Origin of the sequence: Streptomyces sp. NPDC051219 (assembly GCF_040682335.1) — a bacterium.
Taxonomy (GTDB): domain Bacteria; phylum Actinomycetota; class Actinomycetes; order Streptomycetales; family Streptomycetaceae; genus Streptomyces.
In genome coordinates, this window is record NZ_JBFBAS010000026.1 from 44,342 (window position 1) to 64,461 (window position 20,120).

The window sequence follows — 20,120 nt, forward strand, 5'->3', positions numbered from 1 at the left end:
CGCCGGCTTCGACGTCACCAGCGGGCAGGACCGGTTGATACTCCGGTCCGTGGTCGACTACTGGTGGGCACCGTTGCACGACACCAGGCGGGACCGACCAGCCACTGCGCGGACACCTGCCCCGTGGGTCCGTCTGTATATGGGATACCGCTGCCCCAGTCGCAGGAGGCGGGGTCCTACAGTATTCAGAGCAATATGGTCCGCCCAGTAAGGGAGGTCTATGCTCACCGGGCGGCCCCGCTCGCTACCGACGCCCAGCCTCCCGGCATCCGGCTACTGACCTGAACCCTGCTACCGCTGAGATCTCAAACGCGGTCTCAGACTCAGAGAGACAATGCTGAGGGCCTGGCACAGCTCGGAGTGCTCTTGATCCGCTCGACCTCGCCGAAGTGACAGCCCGGGCGTGCCACGCGGCTTCGACGTTCGCAGGCCGCACGTCCACTGTGGGCGCCAGCGGCCCTGCGTAGCGCATGCAGGCCGCGACGCCCTCACGGGCGGTGTTGCGGTCGACCATCGATCTCCCGGCAGGTCCGCCCCGTTCGACCAAGGACAGCACCATAGCGGATGCGACCGCGCCGACCCCCACAACTCCGGCCTTCACGCTCTTCATCTCCGGTCGTCACGTTGCGGGCCACGGTGATTCCGTCTCCAGGGCCACCACGGCCTCACTGGTGTACACCAGGAATGTCAGCGTCTCCTGGAAGTACAGCCGTATGCTGCTGTCGTCGTGCGACAGGTAGCCGATGGACACGTCCTGGCCGATGCGCAGGTCGAAGTCGCCGCCCCGCGTCGACAGCAGAAACGCCCCGTTGATGGCAGGCGCCCAGACGATGTCGCCGTCCAGCAGCCCGGCTATGTGTTTGATGATCGGGTAACCGTAATCGGAGGTCTCGCTGACGGCGGTGTACATCTCGGCGCTGAGCGCCAGTGTGTACGCGCCTCCGACACCCGCCAGACGCAGTGCGGTCACGGCCTGGCTGATGGCGTCCGGGTAGTCGCGTACCTCTGCCGGCACGGTCAGGGGCCGGTTCGACGAGCTCTCACGAAGACCTGCGATGCCCGCGGCCGCATAGCCTTCGAACACCACGCGGTCTTCGGCGAAGGCGATCTGCCGGGCAGCGTCCTTCACCGGCTGCCAATCCGCGTCCTTGGCCCCGCGTGCCACGTCGTCGATCTGCTGACGATCAACGGTGAAGGCGACGCGCAGCTCCACGATCGGCTGCGAACGGCGCGTGTGGGCAATGACCCCCTCGGCCGCAGCGTCCACAGCGTCCAGATGCCCGGTGCCGACCGCGGACAGTTCCAAACCGCCCGGCTCGGGGACGTCGACGATCCGGCGAGCCGCCACATGGCGCTTGAACGTGCGTCGCGCCTCTTCTTCCAAGTCGGCCCAGGCAGCAGAAGAGATGGGCGCCAGCTCACGGTGCAAATTGTTCATCGGCAGTGCTCCCCTTCATATCGCCGATCCCCAGGGAAACGTCCAGGGGCCGGGCCCGGACATCGGACGCCGTGTCTGCCTCGGACTCCGCGCCGGCACCAGGCGGGTCGGGAAGGTTGTCGAGGAAATCAGTGGTCGGCACGAAGAACAGCGATCCGGTGACCGCAGTGGAGAAGTCCAGGATCCGGTCATGAGACGCCGGCGAGTCGCCCAGGAACATGCGTTCCAGCATGGTCTCCGTTACTGCCGGGGTGCGGGCGTACCCGATGAAGTACGTGCCGAACTCGCCCTGCCCGACTCGGCCGAAGGGCATGTTGTCGCGCAGGATCTGCCGCTTCGCGCCATCGGGATCAACGACCGTGGTCAAGGCGACATGGGAATCGGCCGGCTTGATCTCGTCATCCAGCTCGATGTCGGACAGCTTTCTACGCCCGATCACCATCTCCTGCGCCTCTACCGGAAGTGCGTTCCACGCCTGCAGATCGTGGAGGTACTTCTGCACGATCACATAACTTCCTCCCACGAACTGCGGGTCCTCGTCGCCGATCAGGACCGCGGCACTCGCCTCCCGCCCCACCGGGTTCTCGGTCCCGTCGACGAAACCGAGCAGGTCACGCACATCGAAGTACTTGAATCCGTGCACCTCGTCGCGCACCGTGACGGCACCACGGAGACGTTCCATGATCTCGGCGGCCAGCCCGAAACAGAGGTCCAGATGTGCGGCCCGGATGTGGAAGAGCAGATCCCCGGGCGTCGATACCGCGCGGTGTGCGGCGCCGGTCAGCTCTCGGAAGGGGTGCAACTCCGACGGACGCGGCCCGGCGAACAAGCGTCCCCAGGCGAATGATCCGATGCCGGTGACACAGCTCAGCTTTCCGTTCGGCACCCGGAAGCCGACCGCCCGCTGCAGGCCTGTCAGGTCGGAGAGCACCTTCCGCACGACTGGCTCGCCCCCAGGATCGAGCGTCACGACCAAAAAGATCGCTGCGGTCGTCAGTGGGGACAGAACCCGCTGGGGAACCGGCCGCTGGGAGAGTCCGGCCATAGCCACACCCCTTCGCAATGGTCGCGAGCGGTGCACGTCGCGCCGCGAAGTCGGCACCTGTCCCCGCGGGCTCCCGCTCGGCCCAATGCGGATGCGTCGGCCGACCGGCGTGGACAGAACCTGGCTGGAGGCGCCCTTTCACCCTAGGCGTGCACCAGGGCACCTGCCACCGCGGCTCAGGGCGCTCAGCTTCTGCGAGCCGGCGTGAGCCCGCGCGAATGGCAGCGGGCGGTGACTCCAGACCCGCTCTGGCCCACTCCCAAAGCAGACCCAAGAGCAGCTACCACCTCGCCCAGCGGGCAGGGTCCGGGCTACGGCCCCGAGCGACAGGGCGCCGAAAAGCGGCGCCACGCTCATCCCCCCAGGCCGCACCGGATCATTGCGGTGGAGCAGGTGGCCGCCGCGTGTCCGTGCTGGTTCAGCGACCGTCCCCGCCGTCCTGACGGAGCTGATCGGTATGCCGGGTAATGGTGTCGATACGGCCCGCGAGTTCCGAGTGGCAAGCCTTCAGGTAGGCGTGGGTGTCGGTCAGCGGGCCGACGAGGTTGGCAGCGTCGTTGTGGGCGAGAGCTTCGACGAGTCTCGCGAGGGGCACACGGGCGCCGGTGGGGAGGTCGGTGAGGGCGGTGATCTGGCCGGCGATCTGGCGCAGGTCGGCCGCGTTGGCCCGGGCCCAGGCGGTGACGCTGCGGTCGGCTGCACGGCGGCCGCGGGTCTCCTGCACGCGCTGTTCGGCGGTAGTGCCCGGGGCTCCGGGACGTACGCGCAGGTAGCGACGTTCGGCGGCCTGGCGGCTGGCGACGCCAAGGGGATGGGCAAGGTCGGCCCAGCTGGCGCCCGCCGTACGGGCCGCTTCGATCAGTCCCGGCTCCCATCCGGCAAGCTGCTCGCGCAACTCGCGCAGCAGAACCAGAGCGGCCAGGGCCTGCTCCGAGCTGGCCTCGCCGTCTTCCGGATGGTGTCCGGTCTGGGGCTGCTGCGCGGTGTGTACGGCCTCGTCGATCGCGCTCAGTGCCGCCGCGGCGGCGAGGAAGGAAGCCGGCGTACGGGGCTGGTCGGCTGCGGTCATGGAGTCCCCTTCTCAGGCGTCACCCTTCCGACGACATCGCGCTTGTCATCGTTTGGATGACATGCTACAACCGTGTCAGGTGAAGCGCATTGGCAGTTCCTGCCTGAACCTTCTGGAGGTGTTTCGCAATGTTGATGCGCACCGACCCGTTCCGCGAACTCGACCGGCTCGCCCAGCAGCTGACGGGGACGGCGGGTAGTTGGTCCAGACCCTCGGCGATGCCGATGGACGCCTACAGCGAGGGCGAGGAGTACGTCATCGCCTTCGACCTGCCCGGCGTCGCGAAGGACGCGATCGACATCGACGTCGAGCGGAACATGCTGACCGTCAAAGCCGAGCGCCGGCCGGTCGCTAAGGCCGATGATGTCCGGATGGAGCTCTCCGAGCGGCCCCTGGGCGTCTTCTCCCGCCAGCTGGTGCTGGCCGACACCCTGGACACTGAGCGCATCAGCGCCGACTACGAAGCAGGAGTCCTGACCCTGCGGATCCCGATCGCTGAGCGCGCCAAGCCCCGCAAGATCGCCATCGGCGGGGAGTCCGCGCCCAGACAGATCAGCGGCTGAGCCGCATTCCCGACTCACCCGTGCCGGCGGCGGAGGACGGGAAGCGATCACCCTCCAGTCCCGTCCTCCGCACTTCGTACCAGTACCAAGACGAAGGGGCAGTGGTGGCCATGCAAGGGGAAGCGTTCCTCGACCAGGTACAGGAACGCGGCGAGTACGGCACCAGCCGGGAAGCCGAACGGGCAGCACACACCGTCCTGGCGCTGCTGGGCGCGCATCTGGTGGGTGAGGTCCGGGCCGAGCTGGCCTGCCGGCTCCCAGGCACCCTCGCCACGATCCTGCTCAACCCGCTGCAGACCGCCGATCCCCTTCCCGCGGACCGGTTCGTACGTGCCACCGCTGCCTGGATCGAGGGTGCCACCGAACAGACCGCGACCTGGGGACGTCAGCGCCGTTCTGAGCGTGACCGCCGACGTGGCGGGCGAGGAACTCACCCGCCACGTCCTGCACCAACTCCCCCCGGGCTACGGCCTCTTGGGCCACCCCGAGCCCGCCTGACCTCAGGAGAGGGCAACGACGGCGCAAGACCGGCAACGCAGGGCCGGCACCTGCTCGAAACGATCGCAACCGCCACTGAAAGCTCCAGGACGAGAAAGGCAACCACTCCACCGATGCAGCCGCTGCCCGAACCAGCCCCGACCGCGCCGGGCATGACGTTCGACCAGATGCTGGAAAAGATCCGCCACGAAGGCGCGTATCCCACCCGCGAACGAGCCGAGGACGTCACGCATGCCGTGCTGGCCGCCCTCGGCCGTCAGCTCACGGGCGACGAACGGGTCGGCCTCGCCGCCCGCCTCCCCATCGAGGCCGCCCTCACCTTCACCGCCCAGATCCCCGACAACGAACCACTCACCGGCTGGGGCTTCGTCAAAGACCTCGCCACCCGCACAGGCCGCACCCCCGCCACCGCCCGGTGGGACACCGGAGCCGTCCTCGCCACCGTCGCCCACCTCGCCGGCCCCGGCCTCCTCGACCGCATCCTTACTCAGCTTCCCTCGGGCTACGCACTCCTGTTCGGCCGAGCCGAACTCACCCAAGCCGCCTGATCAGTCCGCAAGAGCACGGGCACCGGCAGGGCCGCTGCCTGCCCCCACGCATTGATGCAGAGCGATAACGGACTCCGGCGTCGATGACCTCGTCGGAGCCCCCGCCTGCTTGTGCGTGCCGGGCCCGTGACACCGCGCATTCGTGCCCGGCGGACAGCCGCTCCGGCAAACGCACGGATCGGGGATCGAGTTCGCACCGGACGACGGGGTGCTCGTCGGGGCAGAGTTCCGGCTGCAGGAAGCGGCGTGGATCGAGGGGGTCACCACGATGGCGCGGGCCGGTGTCCGCGTCATCGTCGATGAAGCCGCCTGTCTGCTTCCCTGACCCCGCCACCGGTGATCGTCAAGGGGAACCAGAAGAAGCTGCGCAAGCAGCTCAAGTCCCTGCCCTGGAAACAGATCCCGCTCCAGGGACGCACTCGGGACAGCGGCCACGGACGATCCGAGATCCGCCGCATCAAGGTGGCCACCGTGAAAAACTTGCCCTTCCCCGGCGCCCGCCAGGCAGTCCAGATCAAACGCCGCCGCACCGACCGCAAAATCGGCAAGACCACCATCAAGACCGTCTACGCCGTCACCAGCCTCACCGCCGAGCAGGCGACGCCCGGGCAACTGGCATCACTCGTGCGCGACCACTGGAAGGTGGAAGCCCTGCACCACGTCCGGGACACCACCTTCGCCGAGGACGCCTCGCAGCAGCGGACCGGCAACGCACCCCGCGCCATGGCCACTTGGCGCAACCTCGCGATCGGAGTCCTGCGGCTGAGCGGCGTCGCAAACATCGCGGCCGGTCTGCGCCACAACGCCCGCGACGCACGGCGCCCGCTCGCCCTCCTGGGACTCACGTGATCACGAACCGGACATCATGCCGAAGCCCTAGGGTGCCACCAAGGTGCCCCACCCGCTGCACTCATCGATGGAAAGGAGGCTAATCCATGACAGAAGAAGATTTCTGGTCCCTCATCGACCTCCTCGGAGGCGTGGCAAACCAGCGAACCGCTCCCGCACTGGCAGAGGCCCTGGCGTGACAGGGGAAGGTTCGTGTTGAAGAATTCGCCGATATGCTGGCGGAAAAGCTGCAGCGTCTTGAAAGTGAGCTTGTCTCGGGAATTCCAGCCCGCGATGTGAATGATCCATCAGGCGCGCCGCCGGTGCCGCTGGTTGGTGACGCGCTCATCAATCTCCACTTCGCGGTTGTGGCAGCGGGCAGCTCACGGTTCCAGCAAATCCGGAAAAATCCAGACCAGGTGGCTGACTGCGCCTGGGACTTCAGCGAGTCAGATGGCCTTGCCGAGGCTGTCTCCACAGCCTATGAGATCACCACCGGACAACCGTGGCTGGGCCCACTGCCTGGGTTCTGGATGGACGAACCCGAAGAGTCGACGGCCATCGTGACGGGGGATGCCTCCTGGCTCAGCGTCGCTCTGCACGGCGACAACGACATTCCTGCGGCGTATTTCGATGCGGCCGGCACTGTAGTCGATATGGTCCACGACGACCCACAGTGGCGTGCCTGGTGGTCACGCGCCGAGCAGCGCCACCTGGACATCGAGATCGAATACACCTCGCAGGCGGAGCGCAGTCGCGTCACTACCCGAAAGGGACGGGCTTGGGCCTCGTTCCGCAGGAACGGCTCGCGCTTTCGAGGGTTAAACAAGGGTGGTCTTGCCCACCTTGCTGCCACTGATCTGGAAGCTATCCTCACACTCGTATCTACGTCTCTGAGTCTGCCCACGCCACCCCAAGTACCTCGTCCGGCACATGCAACCCCGCCGACGAAGCGAGATGACGCGGCTCGCGCAAGGCTGGAAAAACTGCGACAACGGCACCGCAAGCGCCCCTGAACCCAGTCGCCGAGGATGCCTCGCAGCTTCGGACCGGCGACGCACCCCGTTCGATGGCCACTTGGCGCAACCTCATGATCGGAGTCCTGCGGCTGAGCGGCGTCACAAACGTCGCGGCCGGTCTGCGCCACAACGTCCGCGACGCACGGCGCCCGCTCGCCCTCCTGGGACTCATATGATCACGAACCGGACATCATGCGACTACGCCGAAGCCCTGGCCGGCTACCCCCCGCCGAGCGCCGCCTCAGACACTCACCGGCCTGAGCACCGAGCGCCGCCGGCAACCGCTCACTGACCCTCCTGAGGCTTTCCGCGGGCGGCCGAGACCTCGAGGAAGACCGCCCGGCCGTCGGGGTTCAGCCGCAGGATCGGGACCGCCTTGTTGCGTGGGTTGCCATTGTTCTGGAAGGAGATGAAGCCACTGGCGCCGGCGACCTGCTCACGGCCGTCCATCTGGTGGAACATCCGGGCCACCGCCTCACCGGTCACGTCGCCCTGCCAGCGGGCAGCCATCTGGATGCCCAGCGCCGAGGTCAGAACCGCGTCGTGGCCCATGATGGCTTGACCGTCGTGGCGCGGGTCGTTGGGAAACCACTGGGCAAGCAGACCGCGGTCCTGGAAGTTTTTCGCGGAGGGCGCGGAGACCGTCTCGGGCGCTGTGGCGTGCATGTCGGGGTGCGCGAGGCCGGTGTAGAGAACCTGCACTCCCGTCTCGGCCGCGTGGGCGAGCTGCTTGGCCGTGAGATTGGTGGTGTCGTCGCCGGCGATGACCTTGAACTGCTGGTCTTGGCAGGTGCGGTTGGAGATCGCGTCGAGGAAGTGGGTGAGGTGCTGCCCCCGCCCCGCGAAGTAGACGACCTGCGGCTTCTGGTGGCACAACTGGCCCGGCATGTAGCGCAGCTCGTTTCTCCAGGCGCTGCGCACCGAGGAGTCGTACGTCATGCGCTCAGCGACCAGCCGGTGGCCGCTTCCGTCGGGGAAGGCCCGGGTGAACGCGCTGCCGAGGGTGGTGGCGTACAGGTTGCCCTGGGACACGTCCTGCACGACGACCGCTGTACTGACCTTCTGCCGCTTCAGATACGCGGCGGCGGCATACGCCTCGTCGATATTGGTGGGGGCGACCCGGACGAAGCCCTTTATGTTCTGGATGCTGGTGGCGGTCATGGTGCTGGCGACCATTGCGATGCCGTGGTCGGACAGCCGCTTCACCGCGGCCAGGTTCTCGTCGGTGCTCGGTCCCAGGCCGGTGACGGCGACCAGTCGGTCCCCGGTCTCCTTGCGCTTGATCAGCTCGTCGACGGTGTGCCGCCAGTGTGCGGAGCTGCTGCCGGTATTGGCGATGAGCAGCCGGAACTTCGGGGATCCGGCGAGGTCGAGGCGATTGTGCCGCTGCTGCGCAAGGTAGGCCCCCTGCAGCTCGTGCCGTACTGATTCGTCCGAGTTGCTGTCGTCGTCGGTGAGCGTGAACGAGGTCATGTACGCGACGCTGACGTAGGGTTCCTCGCCGGCCGCTTTGAGGACCTCGTCGTTCTCCGCCTCGATCTTCTCCATGACACCCTCCAGATGGCGGGCGAAGTGGTACGAGCCGTCGCTCACCCCGACGCATTCGTCGTCGGGGCCCCGTTCGACGACACCGTCGGCGCACCGCGCCTGCCTGTCCTGGATCCAGGACACCCCGAACCAGCCCACCAGCGCCAGCGCCACCGCGGCGACAACCCCGAAGGCGATGCGGCGCACGACGTGAAGCGGCCATTCGACCCTGACCATCAGCTCATCCCTCCCCCTGCGGCCGTCTGCGGATGCCGCCAGTGCCGGTAGCGCTCCGCCTCGTTGAAGAGGGCCACGATGTCGTTCCTCCGCAGCTGTGCCAGCTGGGTGAAACCGCCTGCGATCATGTCGTTCAGTCTCATTGCCGGGTCGCCGAGCGGATCGCTCCACACCCATCGCGCGGTGACCAGGCCACGGATCACGGATGCGGCGTCCACCGCCGGCCCGGGGCGGCGCGGCGCGAGCGCCGCCAGCAGCTCCAGCGGGCCACCGTCGGCCGGAAGTCTGTTGGGGGCGGCGGTAATGGCGTCGAACTCGCTGATCCACTGGACAGCGGGCACCGCGGGGAAGCGCGCCAGCAGATGGTCGGTCACCTCGTCGATCCGCTCCAGCGCCAGCAAGTGGTACATCTCCTGCACCGGCCGCCGCTCACTTCTGAAGTGCTCGGCGAGCAGCTCGTGCGCCAAGTCCCAGTCATCCGGCCGCCGGGCCAGCTGCCACAGCAACAGCCGGCGCAGCCACGGGTGGAGGGTGGGCACCGTCGTCTCCGGTCCCGCCAGCAGCCAGCGCGCACGCACCTCGCCGAACAGCGCTTCCCCGGGACTGAGAACCCGGGTGCCGACCGACAGATCACGGGCGGCGGCGTAGTCGGCGAGCGCCGCGCGCTCGCTGTCGTCGAAGCCGCGCAGGAGGTGGCCGAGGGCGGTCTCGGCGAGCGTACGCGTCTGCTCCCCGATGCGCAGCGGCCGGTCCGGCAGGGTGCGCAACCAGCGGTCCTGCTCGGGCCCGCCCTCCGCCGGAGCCCCGGACTGCCGCAGTACGCCGAGGACTTGGTGCACCGCCCGTGGCAGTCCGCCGGTCAGCCGGTGGACGAAGGGCTTCAGGCGCGTGAAGGGGGCGAGATCGGGCTGACTGCCCAACTGCAGCTCTATCCGGATGCGCACTTCGTCGAGGTTGAGGTCGCGCAGCCTGAGCGGGTACCACCAGGTGTCCTCGCTGTCGCGGGTCGGCCGGTGTACGTTCCAGTCCTCCGGCGACGCCCGGTCGGGGCCGCGCAGCCGCCAGGGCCAGGCGTCCCCGGTGGCAGGGCCCCAGCGGGGCAGCCAGCGGTTGGAGCTGGCGACGACCGTGAGCGGGTCGCAGGCCAGACCCGTCACGACCGTGTCGTCGTGCCGGGCGCGGATCAGCAGGTCGAGAAACCGGCGGCCGTATTCCGTATGGCAGTTGTCCAGGAGCATCAGATACGAGCGGGGCATGAAGGAACGGGCGGCGTTGCGCCGCAGGTCCTCCAGGAACGCCGAGAAGAGCACCCGGTTCAGCCGCTGCTGCTCCTCCTCGTCGCCCTCGTGGCGCCACAGGTTGAGTTCGACCAGCGCTTCCATGGGGTCCTGGTTACGAGTGAGCGGATGACGTCCGTACCAGTGCGCGCTTGCGGTGAGCTTGGCCCCGAACACACCGGCCATCCGGCCGGGCAGCCGCCGCCGACCGCGCCGCAGGGCGTCCTGGAATACCGCGAGCGCCACGGCCGAGGCGCCTTCGGGCATGCCGACCGCTCCCATGCCCACCTCGAAGAAGGCGGCGAGATAGTCGCCGTGCCGGGCCTCGTTCTCCTCCTGGAACCGGTCGAGCTGCCGCTGCACGGCTCGCCGTCCCTCCGCCAGGCTGCGCATCCGCAGCTCCTGGTCGGAGGCGAGCAGCCCCAGGCTCAGCAGCGGGAAGTGGGAGCGGCCGTAGCGCGGCAGCTTGCGCTCCAGCTGGCGGGCGAGGAGCGCCAGAGCGTAGCGCGGCAGCAGTGTCTGGGTGCCGCCGAAGTTGACGTACGCGAAGGGGTACGCGGGTCCGAACCGTTCCATCAGCGCGCTGTGGGCCTCACTGGCGCCGCTGCCGCGCGGACCGAGGAGCATGGTGACGGGCCGTTCCGCATCCGGACGTTGCTTCAGGCACGCGTCGACGAGAGACACGATTCCGCTGCGGCCGCGCAGCCCCATGCCGGCTCCGAAATCCGTCACGCGTTTCCCCCGTCCCCGCGCCTTCTCCTGACCGGTGATCAGACACGCACCCAATGTGATGACGAGGATGCCACGGGTGATGTTGCGGCGGGGCAAGTCGCCTGTCTTTTCTTGTGGTTGTCGGCTTCGCTCGCACCGGCCCGCGCGGCGCCATCGTCCGGAGAGGGCCGCCCGGCCGAACGCCGGGTCGGGCAGATCGGACATTCCGCACCTGGAGTGGCCCACTCGCCCTCCGCGGTCGGCGTGCGCTGGACGTGCGCGCGGACCTTCCGCGGTATGCCGGACCCGCGCGGGTGGAGCACACCCTCCGTAGCGCGGGGCGGGGCAGCCGTCGAGTGGGCGCCGGCGATGCCGCCCCGCCTTCGACAACCGAATCGACATGACACCCGAAGAGACCACCGAGCTACGCGCCCGGATCCAGGACTGGGAGACCGACCTGGGGATGCGCCTGGTCCGATCCGCATCTCCCCGCGCGCGAAGGTTCGGACACGGTCAAAAGCATCACGGGGCGGGTGTCGCCCGGAGCCTCGGCCTCAAACAGCGCCAGTGTCCGCTCGGCACAGTCGGCGGCCCGCACACCGACAATGCGTCGGTCGTCCTCGCTCAGCGTCAAGGGATCCGCTCTCGCTGCAAGGGTTTCCCCACTCCGCGAGCCGCCTGCAGCGCACGGAACCCGCTCCCGAGTGACGCCCCTGCGGGGATGGCGGATGCGGCACGATACGCACCGCCCGAATGGGGCCATTTGCCTTGTTCCCCGGCACGGAGGCCGGGGTCCGGTGACCCCGTTGCACACGTTGTGCAGATCCTTCCGACCCCGCGGCTGCGTTGGTGCTTCGTGCCCCGCAGGATCATGCTTGTCAGGAGAGCCCTGGCGGTGCCGGTTCCCGTGAAACAGCGGGGAAAGCAACCAGCGAGGGCGAAGGGCGAGGCGAAGCGAGAGAAGGCGAGATGAGCGCCGATGGTTCGACTTCCCACCCCTCCCGGTGAGCGGCCCGAACAGACGGAACGGCTCACCACCCCTCCCGGCGAACAGCCCTCCCAGACGGATGCCCCGGTGGAGCCGGAGCCGACGTACACGGCCACGGCCACCGTCGACGAGCAGGGCATCGTGACGGGGTGGAGCGAGGGTGCCCGCCGGCTGCTCGGCTACATGTCCTCGGAGGTCGTGGGGCGGCCGGTCGCCGGGCTGCTCGCCGATGACGCCGGCGAGACGGCGCGGCGGGCCGCCGCCGGCCAGGAACGCGTGAGCGGCACCGTGGCCCTGCGGCACCGGGACGGCCACACGCAGGAACTGGAACTGCTCGCCCACCGCCGGACGCCGGACGGCGAAAGGGCCGAGTGGCTCGTGGTGTGCGCCGTGGCGGGGATGCCGCGTATACCCGGGGACGAGGCGCTGGGTGAATGGGCGTTCACCCAGTCCCCCAGCATCCTGGCGGTCTTCGATGCGGACCTGCGGCTGGTGCGGGCGAACGCCGGCATGGAACGCACGCTCTTCCTCGGCGAGGCCCAGATGCGCGGGCTGCATCTGCCGGACATCGCGCCGCATCCCGCGAGCAGCGAGGCCGAGCGGAGGATGCGCCTGGTGTTGGAGACCGGTGAGCCGCAGTACATGGAGGCCTACATCAGCCCCACTGGTGTCAGCTCGGAGCTGGGCTGGCCGGCCTCCCTCACCCCGCTCAGAGCCCCGGACGGCCGGGTGCGCGCGGTGTGCCTGGCGGGGCACTACAGGTCCGAGGAACACCTGGCCCGGCAGCGGACGGGCATGCTGAACGACGCCGGCGCACGCATCGGCACCACACTGGACGTCACCCACACCGCGCAGGAACTGGCCGACGCGGCCGTCCCCCGGCTCGCGGACTTCGCCGCCGTCGACCTGCTCGACCTCCCACCCGACGGCGGCGAGCCGCACCACGCCCCGTCGCAAGGGCCGGTCACCATGAGCCGCGCCGCGGCGCGGTCGGTCCTGGAGGGAACCACGGAGTCCCTGGCTGCGGCCGGAGAGACGATCGTCTACCCGGCGCACTCACCCCCGGCCGAGTGCCTGGCCGCCGGCCGTGGCGCGTTGTACGAGATGACCGACTCCGCGATCGCCCGGTGGGCGGCCCAGGATCCCGAGGCCGCCTGGATCCGCGAGTACGGGACCCACTCGGTGATGGTGGTGCCGCTGCGGGCCCGCGGCATCACTCTCGGCCTGGCACTCTTCAGCCGCCAACGGCGCCGGGAGTCCTTCGGACCGGACGACCTGCTGCTGGCCGAGGAACTCACCGCCCGGGCAGCCGTCAGCATCCACAACGCCCGCCGGTACAGCCGGGCGCGCACCAGCACCATGGCCCTGCAGCGCAGCCTGCTCCCGCAGAAGCTGCCCGTCCAGGCAGCACTCGAGATCGCCTCCCGCTACCTGCCCGCCGGCGCGCGGGCCGGCGTGGGCGGCGACTGGTTCGACGTGATCCCGCTGTCCGGCGCGCGGGTCGCCCTCGTCGTCGGCGACGTGGTCGGCCACGGCATCCGCGCCTCCGCGACCATGGGCCGACTGCGCACCGCGGTACGCACCCTGGCCGACGTCGACCTGCCGCCCGACGAGCTCCTCACCCGGCTGGACGACCTGATCATCCACCTCTCCGCCGACGAGGGCAGCACCGACCCCGCCGACGAGAGCGCCGGTGGCATCGGCACCACCTGCCTGTACGCCGTCTACGACCCGGTCTCCCGCCGCTGCACCTTGGCCCGGGCCGGCCACCCGCCGCCCGCCGTGGTCACCCCGGACGGTTCCGTCTACTTCCTCGACGTCCCCGCCGGCCCACCGCTGGGCCTGGGCGGCCTGCCCTTCGAGACCATCGAGACCGAACTTCCCGAGGGCAGCCTCCTCGCCCTCTACACCGACGGCCTCCTCGAAGCCCGCGACCACGACATCGACGAAGCGCTGGACAAGATGTTCGCCGCCCTGGCCCGCCCCGCCCCGTCTCTGGACACCATCTGCGACCGGGTACTGACCGCTCTGCTGACCCGCCGCCCCGAAGACGACATCGCCCTGCTCATCGCCCGCACCCGGGGCCTGCACGCCGACCGGGTCGCGGCCTGGGACCTGGCCTCCGACCCGGCCATCGTCGCCCGGGCCCGCCGGCACGCCACCGACCAACTCACTGCGTGGGGACTGGACGACGCCGCCTTCATCACCGAACTGGTGGTCAGCGAACTCGTCACCAACGCCATCCGCTACGGCCAGCCGCCCATCCAACTGCGGCTGATCCACGAGAACAGCACCCTGATCTGCGAGGTCTCCGACTCCAGCAGCACCACTCCGCACCTGCGGCGCGCCCGGACTTTCGACGAAGGCGGACGAGGCCTGCTCCTCGTCGCCCAACTCGCCAAACGCTGGGGCACCCGGCACGCCACCATCGGCAAAACCATCTGGGCCGAACAGTCCCTCACCGGACCCTGAGAGGCACCAACGCCCAGACCCCACCTCGCAACGAAGCCGAAACGGCAGCCCACCGAGGCGACACGTGCAGAGCGCCGCGGCCGGAACCGGCCGGACACGCCCCCAAGCCGTCAGTGTCATCACCTCCGGGCCATCTGCGTGAACGGAGGCCGGCAGGCGCGTGGCGGGCGATTGTGGTGGTGTGGGCGTGACACGCTGCGGCGGTGCTGGTGGATCTTAACGGTAGGACGGCGGTCGTCACAGGCTCTTCGCAGGGCATCGGGCTCGCCATCGCGGTCGGTCTGGCGCGCGCCGGCGCGCAGGTGGTCCTGACCGGACGCCGCGAAGAACAGCTACGCAAGGCCGCGGCCGAGGTTGCCACCGCCGCGGCGGGCGCCGAGGCGGTGACCGTCGTCTGCGACTTGGCCACGGCCGACGGGGCCGGTGCGCTGTGCGAGGCGATCCCGGAGACGGACATCCTCGTCAACAATCTTGGTGTCTTCGGACCGGTGCCCGCGCTCGAGATCACCGATGAGCAGTGGCGGACGTACTTCGACACCAATGTGCTCAGCGCCGTACGACTCATCCGGAGTTATCTGCCCGGAATGAAGCAACGCGGTTGGGGACGCGTCCAGAACATCGCCAGCGACTCGGCCCTCGTCATCCCTGTCGAAATGATCCACTACGGCGTGTCCAAGACCGCCCTGCTCAGTGTCGCCCGCGGCTTCGCCAAGGAGGCCGCGGGCAGCGGCGTCACTGTGAATTCGGTCATCGCGGGGCCCACGCACACGCCGGGCGTCGAGGACTTCGTCTACGACCTGGTGGGCCGCGACCGCCCCTGGGAGGAAGCGCAGCGGGAGTTCATGCGGCTGCACCGGCCGCAGTCACTGCTCGGGCGCCTGATCGAGCCTGAAGAGATCGCCCACCTGGTCGTCTACCTCAGTTCGCCCCAGGCTTCGGCGACTACGGGCGCCGCGGTCAGGGTCGACGGCGGATACGTGGACTTCATCGTGCCCTGACACCGCGTAGGCCGGGACTGCGACCGGCCACCAGCGAAGAGGTGCGTGGCGGGCAGCGTTGGTCGACCGCCACTTCGCCGGCTCAGGACCGCGTGCAGTGGTCCGCCCTGTGGCGGCCAGCGGCGTGTGCTTGATCTCCGCATGCCGGATCAGGCCAAGCTCATCGAGGCATGAGAGCCCGCGATCCGGCGGAGCTGCAGTGGAACGGACAACGAGCCGACATGCCGCATGACAATGAGCAGATCCGGAGCTTGGTCGAGCGGTGGGCCGCGGCGGTACACACCGGCGACCTGAACGGCGTCATGGCGTCGTTCGAGATCGTGTCCCTTGACATCACCGCCGGGGACGACGTCGCCTATGCCCATGCCTTGCTGCGCTGCGGGACTCCTCAGGAGCTCGTCGCGCAACCGGAGAACCGCCTACGGCTCACTTTGGGACTGCGCAAGGAGCAGGATCGATGGGTTGTCGCGCACGAGCACCATTCCTTCCCCGACGCCACCAGCGGGGACGTGCAGCCGACCGGCTGACAGTCAACGCCCGCTCACGAGTGCTGAGATGGCCTGTTGCGCTTGAGGACTCGGTCTGTGCGTGATGAGTCGTCAGGCGAGGCGGGGCATGCCTCGCCGCGAGCCACACTCTCTGCGGGGAGCAGCCGGCGCCGGTGGACCTCGCTCACGGACGGCGGCCCCGTGTCGTTGCCGTCGGCCGGGGCGTGTCCGGTCAGTCCGCCTCTGCGGCTGCGACTGCCGCTGCGGGTCCGGGTGCCGGTTCCTCCGGGGTGCACGTGACCTCGTCGCGGGGCGTGTAGTGGGTCTTGAAGTCTTCGCGCTTGACTTCCCGCCCGTCCTGCACGAAGACCCGGCCGACGGAGACGTCGAAGCCTTCGAGCGGCGTCTGGACCTCGCATTTCGGGCCGCTGCCCGTGCGCGTGGCCGGCTGCGTGATCTTGGTGCGGGGCCCCTTGGTCGCACGTATCTCGTCGTACTTCTTCGTACCGAGGAACGAGATGGTCACCGAGGTGCCGGTGGATTCGGCCTTGATGTAGAGGGCGTGGCCGGAGTCGTTGAGCCAGCGCAGGTCGAGGGTGCCCCACGCGACCGTGGCTTCGCGGCCTTCGGGGTAGCGCTCGATGTAGAAGGAGTGGGCGCCGTACTCCACGGGCTTGACTCCCGCGAAGAACATGGCGTTGAACATGGTGGTCGCGACTGCGGAGACGCCGCCGCCGGGAGACTTCACGTACTGGCCGTCGTTGATCATGATGCCGTCGACGAAGCCGTTCTCCTTGGTGCGCTGGCCCACCGTTCGGTTGAAGCTCCACTCCTGTCCGGGGAGGACGACCGAGCCGTTGATGAGTTCCACGGCACGGCCGATGTTGGTGCTGCGGTAGGGGGCGGCCGGGAAGTTGACAGTGAAGGAGGAGACCTTCTCCTTGATGCCGAGCCGCTGTGCCGATTCGCTCGTGAGCTGCGGCTGGACCGGTACGGTTGCGATCTCACCGGTGCGGGCCGCGCCGGAGCGTGTCAGCAGCGGTACGACGGCCTTGCCGAGTGCCTTGTCGGTGACCGGCAGCCCCACACGTCCCTCCTGCGCCACCACGACGCGGTCGTCGCCGTCGAGCCGGAGGATGGCGTCGCGCGGGCTCTGGGCGGCTTGCTGTACTGGGCCGGAGACGGCGGGGTCGGCCAGCAGACCCTTGGAGTCGAGGGCCGGCACGAGGCGGTTTTGGCCCTCGGGTTTCATCGTCAGATGCCTGCCGAGCGCGGCAGGGCCGATGGATATGCGCTTCTCCGCGAGGGAGAGGGTGACGGGGCCGGACATAGCGGGCTGGGCGAACTCCCTCATGGCCCTCTGGGTCTCGTGCGGGCCGATCCTCGGCTCGGTCTGCTTCACCGGCATCACGACGGTGCCGGCATTCGGCGTGCGGAGGTAGCCGTCACGAATGGTGTCCGGAGCCTTGTCTGCGATCAGAGCGACGCCGGTAACGGGAACTACAGCCTTCGCCTGGCCCTTGTCGAACGATATCGCCCCGTCGCGGACCTGCCGCTTCGCGGCCGCGGCGATGCGGTCGGTCTCGGCCCGGGTCTTCTGCTCGTCCATCCGTATCGCCGGCTCGACGTCCTGGCCTTCGGAGGCGAAGAGCCTGCCGATCACGGTAACCGGGTCGGATCCTTCGCTCGCGGCACGATCGGCGGTCGCGGCAGTGTCGAGGGACAGCCCGAGCGCGTCGGGGTCCGCCTTCTCGATGCGGTCACCGATCTTCATCGTGACCGGGGCCGCGAAGGCCTGCCCGAGCTTACGGTCCAGGTCCCGCTGCGCCGCCGCTTTGCTCATCCCGCCGATGTCGACTCCGCGCACTCGTGTGCCCTCGGCGATGTCGTCGCCGGCCACGAGCCCGGTGACGTAGAGACCGCCCAGCCCGAGCACGACAGCCCCGCCTGTGATGGACAGAGCGATCCGCCAGTCGCCCATTCCGCTGAGTGCGCTACGCATATCTCTCCCTCTGGCGCCGACCGGCCGGACGGGCGCTTGGGGCCGCAAGGCAGCCAGGTGTGCATGGACTCCCCAAAAAATAGATCACTACAGGTGAAATATGGACAGGATGTAATTGTTCTCACGAAGCAGAGCGGCACAGCCTCGGGCAGTGCCTATGAGGCCGCCCCATCGCCGGCGTCCCCGCGGCCCGACTTCGCCGCATCGCCGCACTAACGCTCGAAGTGCTGCTCACCGGACTTCTCGCACGGCCCTCACGCTGAGTCGCGACTGCACGCACGCGCGGCGCGGGCCTCGGCGTCGGCCGCGACCGAGGGTGCGCCCGCGACCGAGGGTGCGGGAGGTCGACGTGCCGGTACCGGCCGCTGCGGCAGGCCTGGACGAGCACACCGGGGTACGTGCAGCGATACTGCGCGGTACTCGCCGCTGTCGTGAAGCCAGGAGGCAGCCCGCAGCTTGGTCGTGTCGTGCACCGCGGGCTCCATGCAGCACCTCACCACGCTGTCCGCTCGCCGCGACCGTGACCGGCAGGCGCTCGCTGCCGCCGCTGCCGGTCTTCTCGGCGCAGCGACCGACCACCGGCGGCACCAGTATCCGAAGCACGTCACCCGTCGGAAGGGCGAAGAGGAGACCCCGGAGCTCCGGGCGGCTCGAGGGCGCCGAGTAGCGTGCCCAACACGGCGATGACTGCTGTGATCACAAGATCCCCCTGGTTTCTTCGCACTTGAATACTGGAAGCCACCGTCCTCGATGCTGTTACGAGATCGCGTCGGCGGCGCGGCGGCTTCTCTGTCAGGCCGCGACCCATGAGCTGCGGGACACCGTGTACAAGAGGTGCCGACGCCGGGGACTGCAACGCGCCCCGGTGTGGGCGATTGCCCCGGCGTGAGCAGCCGTAGACAGCGGCCTCGGTCGCAGCGACCTATTGCCAGAGCGATGGACACGGGTGATCGCTGGTTGTCCCACGCTGCGGAGACCTCGGGGCCGCTTGGAGCCAGTGCGGCCGTCGGGGAGGTCTGGGCGGTCGGCGGCGACGGCACTCCGGCTCGCCGGCCTGCCCCGCAGCGAAATCTTTCCACGGGGACGGGCTCCCGACGTCGACAGCCAACTTGCCCACCCGGAGAAGCAACGAAGTGGCCGACGACAGGCGCCGCGTTGACAGAAGTCTGTGTGGTGAGAGGGTAGAAGAGGTACAAATCCACCTACCCTCTCCGCGGCAAAAGCGACAGCAGGGGGCCGGCTTCCGCGTGTGGTGTCGCCGATCGCACATCCGGAACAACCCGTATCGGCCACGCGAAACTCCGCATGCCGGCCAGACCCTCTTCTAGCATCACCGCCACCGGGCTCCGGCGCGCTGTTAAGCCCCGAGCTTGTCGGTATCGGTGGCCGCGGCGACCGAGGCTCCAGCAGGAGTACCGGTCGAGGTGGGGACGCATTCCCGTCCGAATTGCCTTCCGCAAGACCAGGTGAGGACACATCATGACCCACCAACACACGGAGGATTCAGCGGATCGTACGGCCCGCGGCCTGGGATGGTTCAGCACCGCCCTCGGTCTGGCGCAGATCACAGCGCCCCGGGCGCTCAGCCGGTTGAGCGGGGTCGACGACTCCCCTGACGCCCGGGCCGTGATGCCCCTGATCGGAGCGCGGGAGCTTGGACACGGCGCCCTGCTGCTGGGCAGCCGCAGGCCCGCCCCCTGGGTCTGGACCCGTGTCGCCGGCGACGCCCTCGACCTGACGCTGCTGGGACGGGTGCTGCGTACCCGCACGGGCGACAGGCAGCGCCGCGCGGCGTTCACGACGGCTGCGGTCGCCGGCATCACCGCGGTAGACCTCTTCACCGCGCTCCGGTCAGTCCGTAGAGGCGGTGGGAGGAGAAGCGAGAGCATGCACACAAATGCTTCCATCACGGTCAACCGGCCGCGGAACGAGGTGTACCGGTACTGGCACGCCTTCGAGAACCTGCCCTCTTTCATGTTGCACCTCAAGGAGGTGCGGACCGAAGGTGACGGTCTTTCGCATTGGGTCGCCGCAGCCCCCCTGAAGAAGAAAGTCGAGTGGGACGCCGAGGTCGTCGAGGACCTCACGGGCGAACTGATCTCATGGCGCTCGCTCAAGGGCTCCGACGTGGACAACGCCGGTTCCGTCCGCTTCGGCGACGCACCCGGCGGCCGCGGCACCGAAGTGCGGGTGTCACTCGACTTCACCCCGCCGGCAGGCAAGGCCGGAACGGCCGTCGCCAGGCTTCTCGGTGAGCACCCCGAGCAGCAAATGCGTGATGATTTGCGCCGGTTCAAGCAGGTCATGGAGGTCGGCGAGGTTGTCCGCTCCGAGGCCAGCCCGGAGGGGCCGCACACTGGGCGACTGGCCAAGCAGTACCCGGCACAACCGCACGCGTAGGTGGCACAGGAC

Annotated in this window: 14 protein-coding genes and 3 pseudogenes; 11 read left to right on the forward strand and 6 right to left on the reverse strand. The window is 68.9% G+C overall.

What is annotated here, in order from left to right; genetic code table 11:
• Positions 1–619: 619 nt before the first annotated feature.
• The 3 genes from AB0M62_RS25430 to AB0M62_RS25440 all read right to left on the reverse strand — a co-directional run bounded on the left by AB0M62_RS25430 (position 620) and on the right by AB0M62_RS25440 (position 3,552).
• Positions 620–1,438: a family 1 encapsulin nanocompartment shell protein gene (locus tag AB0M62_RS25430; RefSeq protein WP_366076596.1), complete on the reverse strand. Its 819-nt coding sequence runs from the start codon at positions 1,436–1,438 to the stop codon at positions 620–622.
• Positions 1,419–2,483 (reverse strand): Dyp-type peroxidase, encoded by a 1,065-nt coding sequence (locus AB0M62_RS25435; RefSeq protein WP_366076597.1) that lies wholly within the window; start codon positions 2,481–2,483, stop codon positions 1,419–1,421. Before AB0M62_RS25435 ends, AB0M62_RS25430 begins: the two co-directional genes overlap by 20 nt.
• A gap of 418 nt (positions 2,484–2,901) precedes the next feature.
• Positions 2,902–3,552, reverse strand: a complete 651-nt coding sequence (locus AB0M62_RS25440; protein WP_366076598.1) for a type III effector protein — start codon at positions 3,550–3,552, stop codon at positions 2,902–2,904.
• 128 nt (positions 3,553–3,680) lie between these two features.
• On the opposite strand from AB0M62_RS25440, the gene AB0M62_RS25445 reads away from it, so the two are divergent.
• The 7 genes and pseudogenes from AB0M62_RS25445 to AB0M62_RS25475 form a co-directional block, all read left to right on the forward strand.
• On the forward strand, positions 3,681–4,115 hold the full coding sequence (locus tag AB0M62_RS25445; protein WP_366076599.1) for an Hsp20/alpha crystallin family protein: 435 nt from the start codon (positions 3,681–3,683) through the stop codon (positions 4,113–4,115).
• 104 nt (positions 4,116–4,219) lie between these two features.
• Positions 4,220–4,613: pseudogene (locus AB0M62_RS25450) on the forward strand (DUF2267 domain-containing protein).
• A gap of 152 nt (positions 4,614–4,765) precedes the next feature.
• Positions 4,766–5,161 (forward strand): DUF2267 domain-containing protein, encoded by a 396-nt coding sequence (locus AB0M62_RS25455; protein WP_366076600.1) that lies wholly within the window; start codon positions 4,766–4,768, stop codon positions 5,159–5,161.
• A gap of 166 nt (positions 5,162–5,327) precedes the next feature.
• Positions 5,328–5,465, forward strand: a pseudogene (locus AB0M62_RS25460) (chloramphenicol phosphotransferase); the annotation flags it as partial.
• Positions 5,466–5,497: 32 nt separating this feature from the next.
• Complete coding sequence (locus tag AB0M62_RS25465; RefSeq protein WP_366076601.1) at positions 5,498–6,010, forward strand: ISAs1 family transposase; 513 nt, start codon at positions 5,498–5,500, stop codon at positions 6,008–6,010.
• 212 nt (positions 6,011–6,222) lie between these two features.
• Positions 6,223–7,005 (forward strand): hypothetical protein, encoded by a 783-nt coding sequence (locus AB0M62_RS25470; RefSeq protein WP_366076602.1) that lies wholly within the window; start codon positions 6,223–6,225, stop codon positions 7,003–7,005.
• 8 nt (positions 7,006–7,013) lie between these two features.
• Positions 7,014–7,184: pseudogene (locus AB0M62_RS25475) on the forward strand (ISAs1 family transposase); the annotation flags it as partial.
• Between the two features lie 109 nt (positions 7,185–7,293).
• Here the strand turns inward: AB0M62_RS25475 and AB0M62_RS25480 are convergent.
• Positions 7,294–8,772, reverse strand: coding sequence for a branched-chain amino acid ABC transporter substrate-binding protein (locus AB0M62_RS25480; protein WP_366076603.1), 1,479 nt, complete (start codon positions 8,770–8,772; stop codon positions 7,294–7,296).
• Complete coding sequence (locus AB0M62_RS25485) at positions 8,772–10,781, reverse strand: hypothetical protein (protein WP_366076604.1); 2,010 nt, start codon at positions 10,779–10,781, stop codon at positions 8,772–8,774. Before AB0M62_RS25485 ends, AB0M62_RS25480 begins: the two co-directional genes overlap by 1 nt.
• A 958-nt stretch (positions 10,782–11,739) precedes the next feature.
• Between AB0M62_RS25485 and AB0M62_RS25490 the strand changes: the two genes are divergently transcribed.
• The 3 genes from AB0M62_RS25490 (at position 11,740) to AB0M62_RS25500 (ending at position 15,745) form a co-directional block, all read left to right on the forward strand.
• Complete coding sequence (locus tag AB0M62_RS25490; RefSeq protein WP_366076605.1) at positions 11,740–14,220, forward strand: SpoIIE family protein phosphatase; 2,481 nt, start codon at positions 11,740–11,742, stop codon at positions 14,218–14,220.
• A gap of 203 nt (positions 14,221–14,423) precedes the next feature.
• The gene (locus AB0M62_RS25495) at positions 14,424–15,218 is read left to right on the forward strand and encodes an SDR family oxidoreductase (protein WP_366076606.1); all 795 of its coding nucleotides are present in this window, start codon (positions 14,424–14,426) and stop codon (positions 15,216–15,218) included.
• Positions 15,219–15,439: 221 nt separating this feature from the next.
• A complete protein-coding gene (locus AB0M62_RS25500) occupies positions 15,440–15,745 on the forward strand; it encodes a nuclear transport factor 2 family protein (RefSeq protein ID WP_366076607.1) in 306 nt (101 codons plus the stop codon).
• 193 nt (positions 15,746–15,938) lie between these two features.
• On the opposite strand, the gene AB0M62_RS25505 is transcribed toward AB0M62_RS25500, so the two are convergent.
• Complete coding sequence (locus AB0M62_RS25505) at positions 15,939–17,708, reverse strand: VanW family protein (RefSeq protein ID WP_366076608.1); 1,770 nt, start codon at positions 17,706–17,708, stop codon at positions 15,939–15,941.
• A 1,479-nt stretch (positions 17,709–19,187) separates the two neighbouring features.
• Between AB0M62_RS25505 and AB0M62_RS25510 the strand changes: the two genes are divergently transcribed.
• Complete coding sequence (locus tag AB0M62_RS25510) at positions 19,188–20,108, forward strand: SRPBCC family protein (protein WP_366076609.1); 921 nt, start codon at positions 19,188–19,190, stop codon at positions 20,106–20,108.
• The last annotated feature ends 12 nt before the right edge of the window (positions 20,109–20,120 follow it).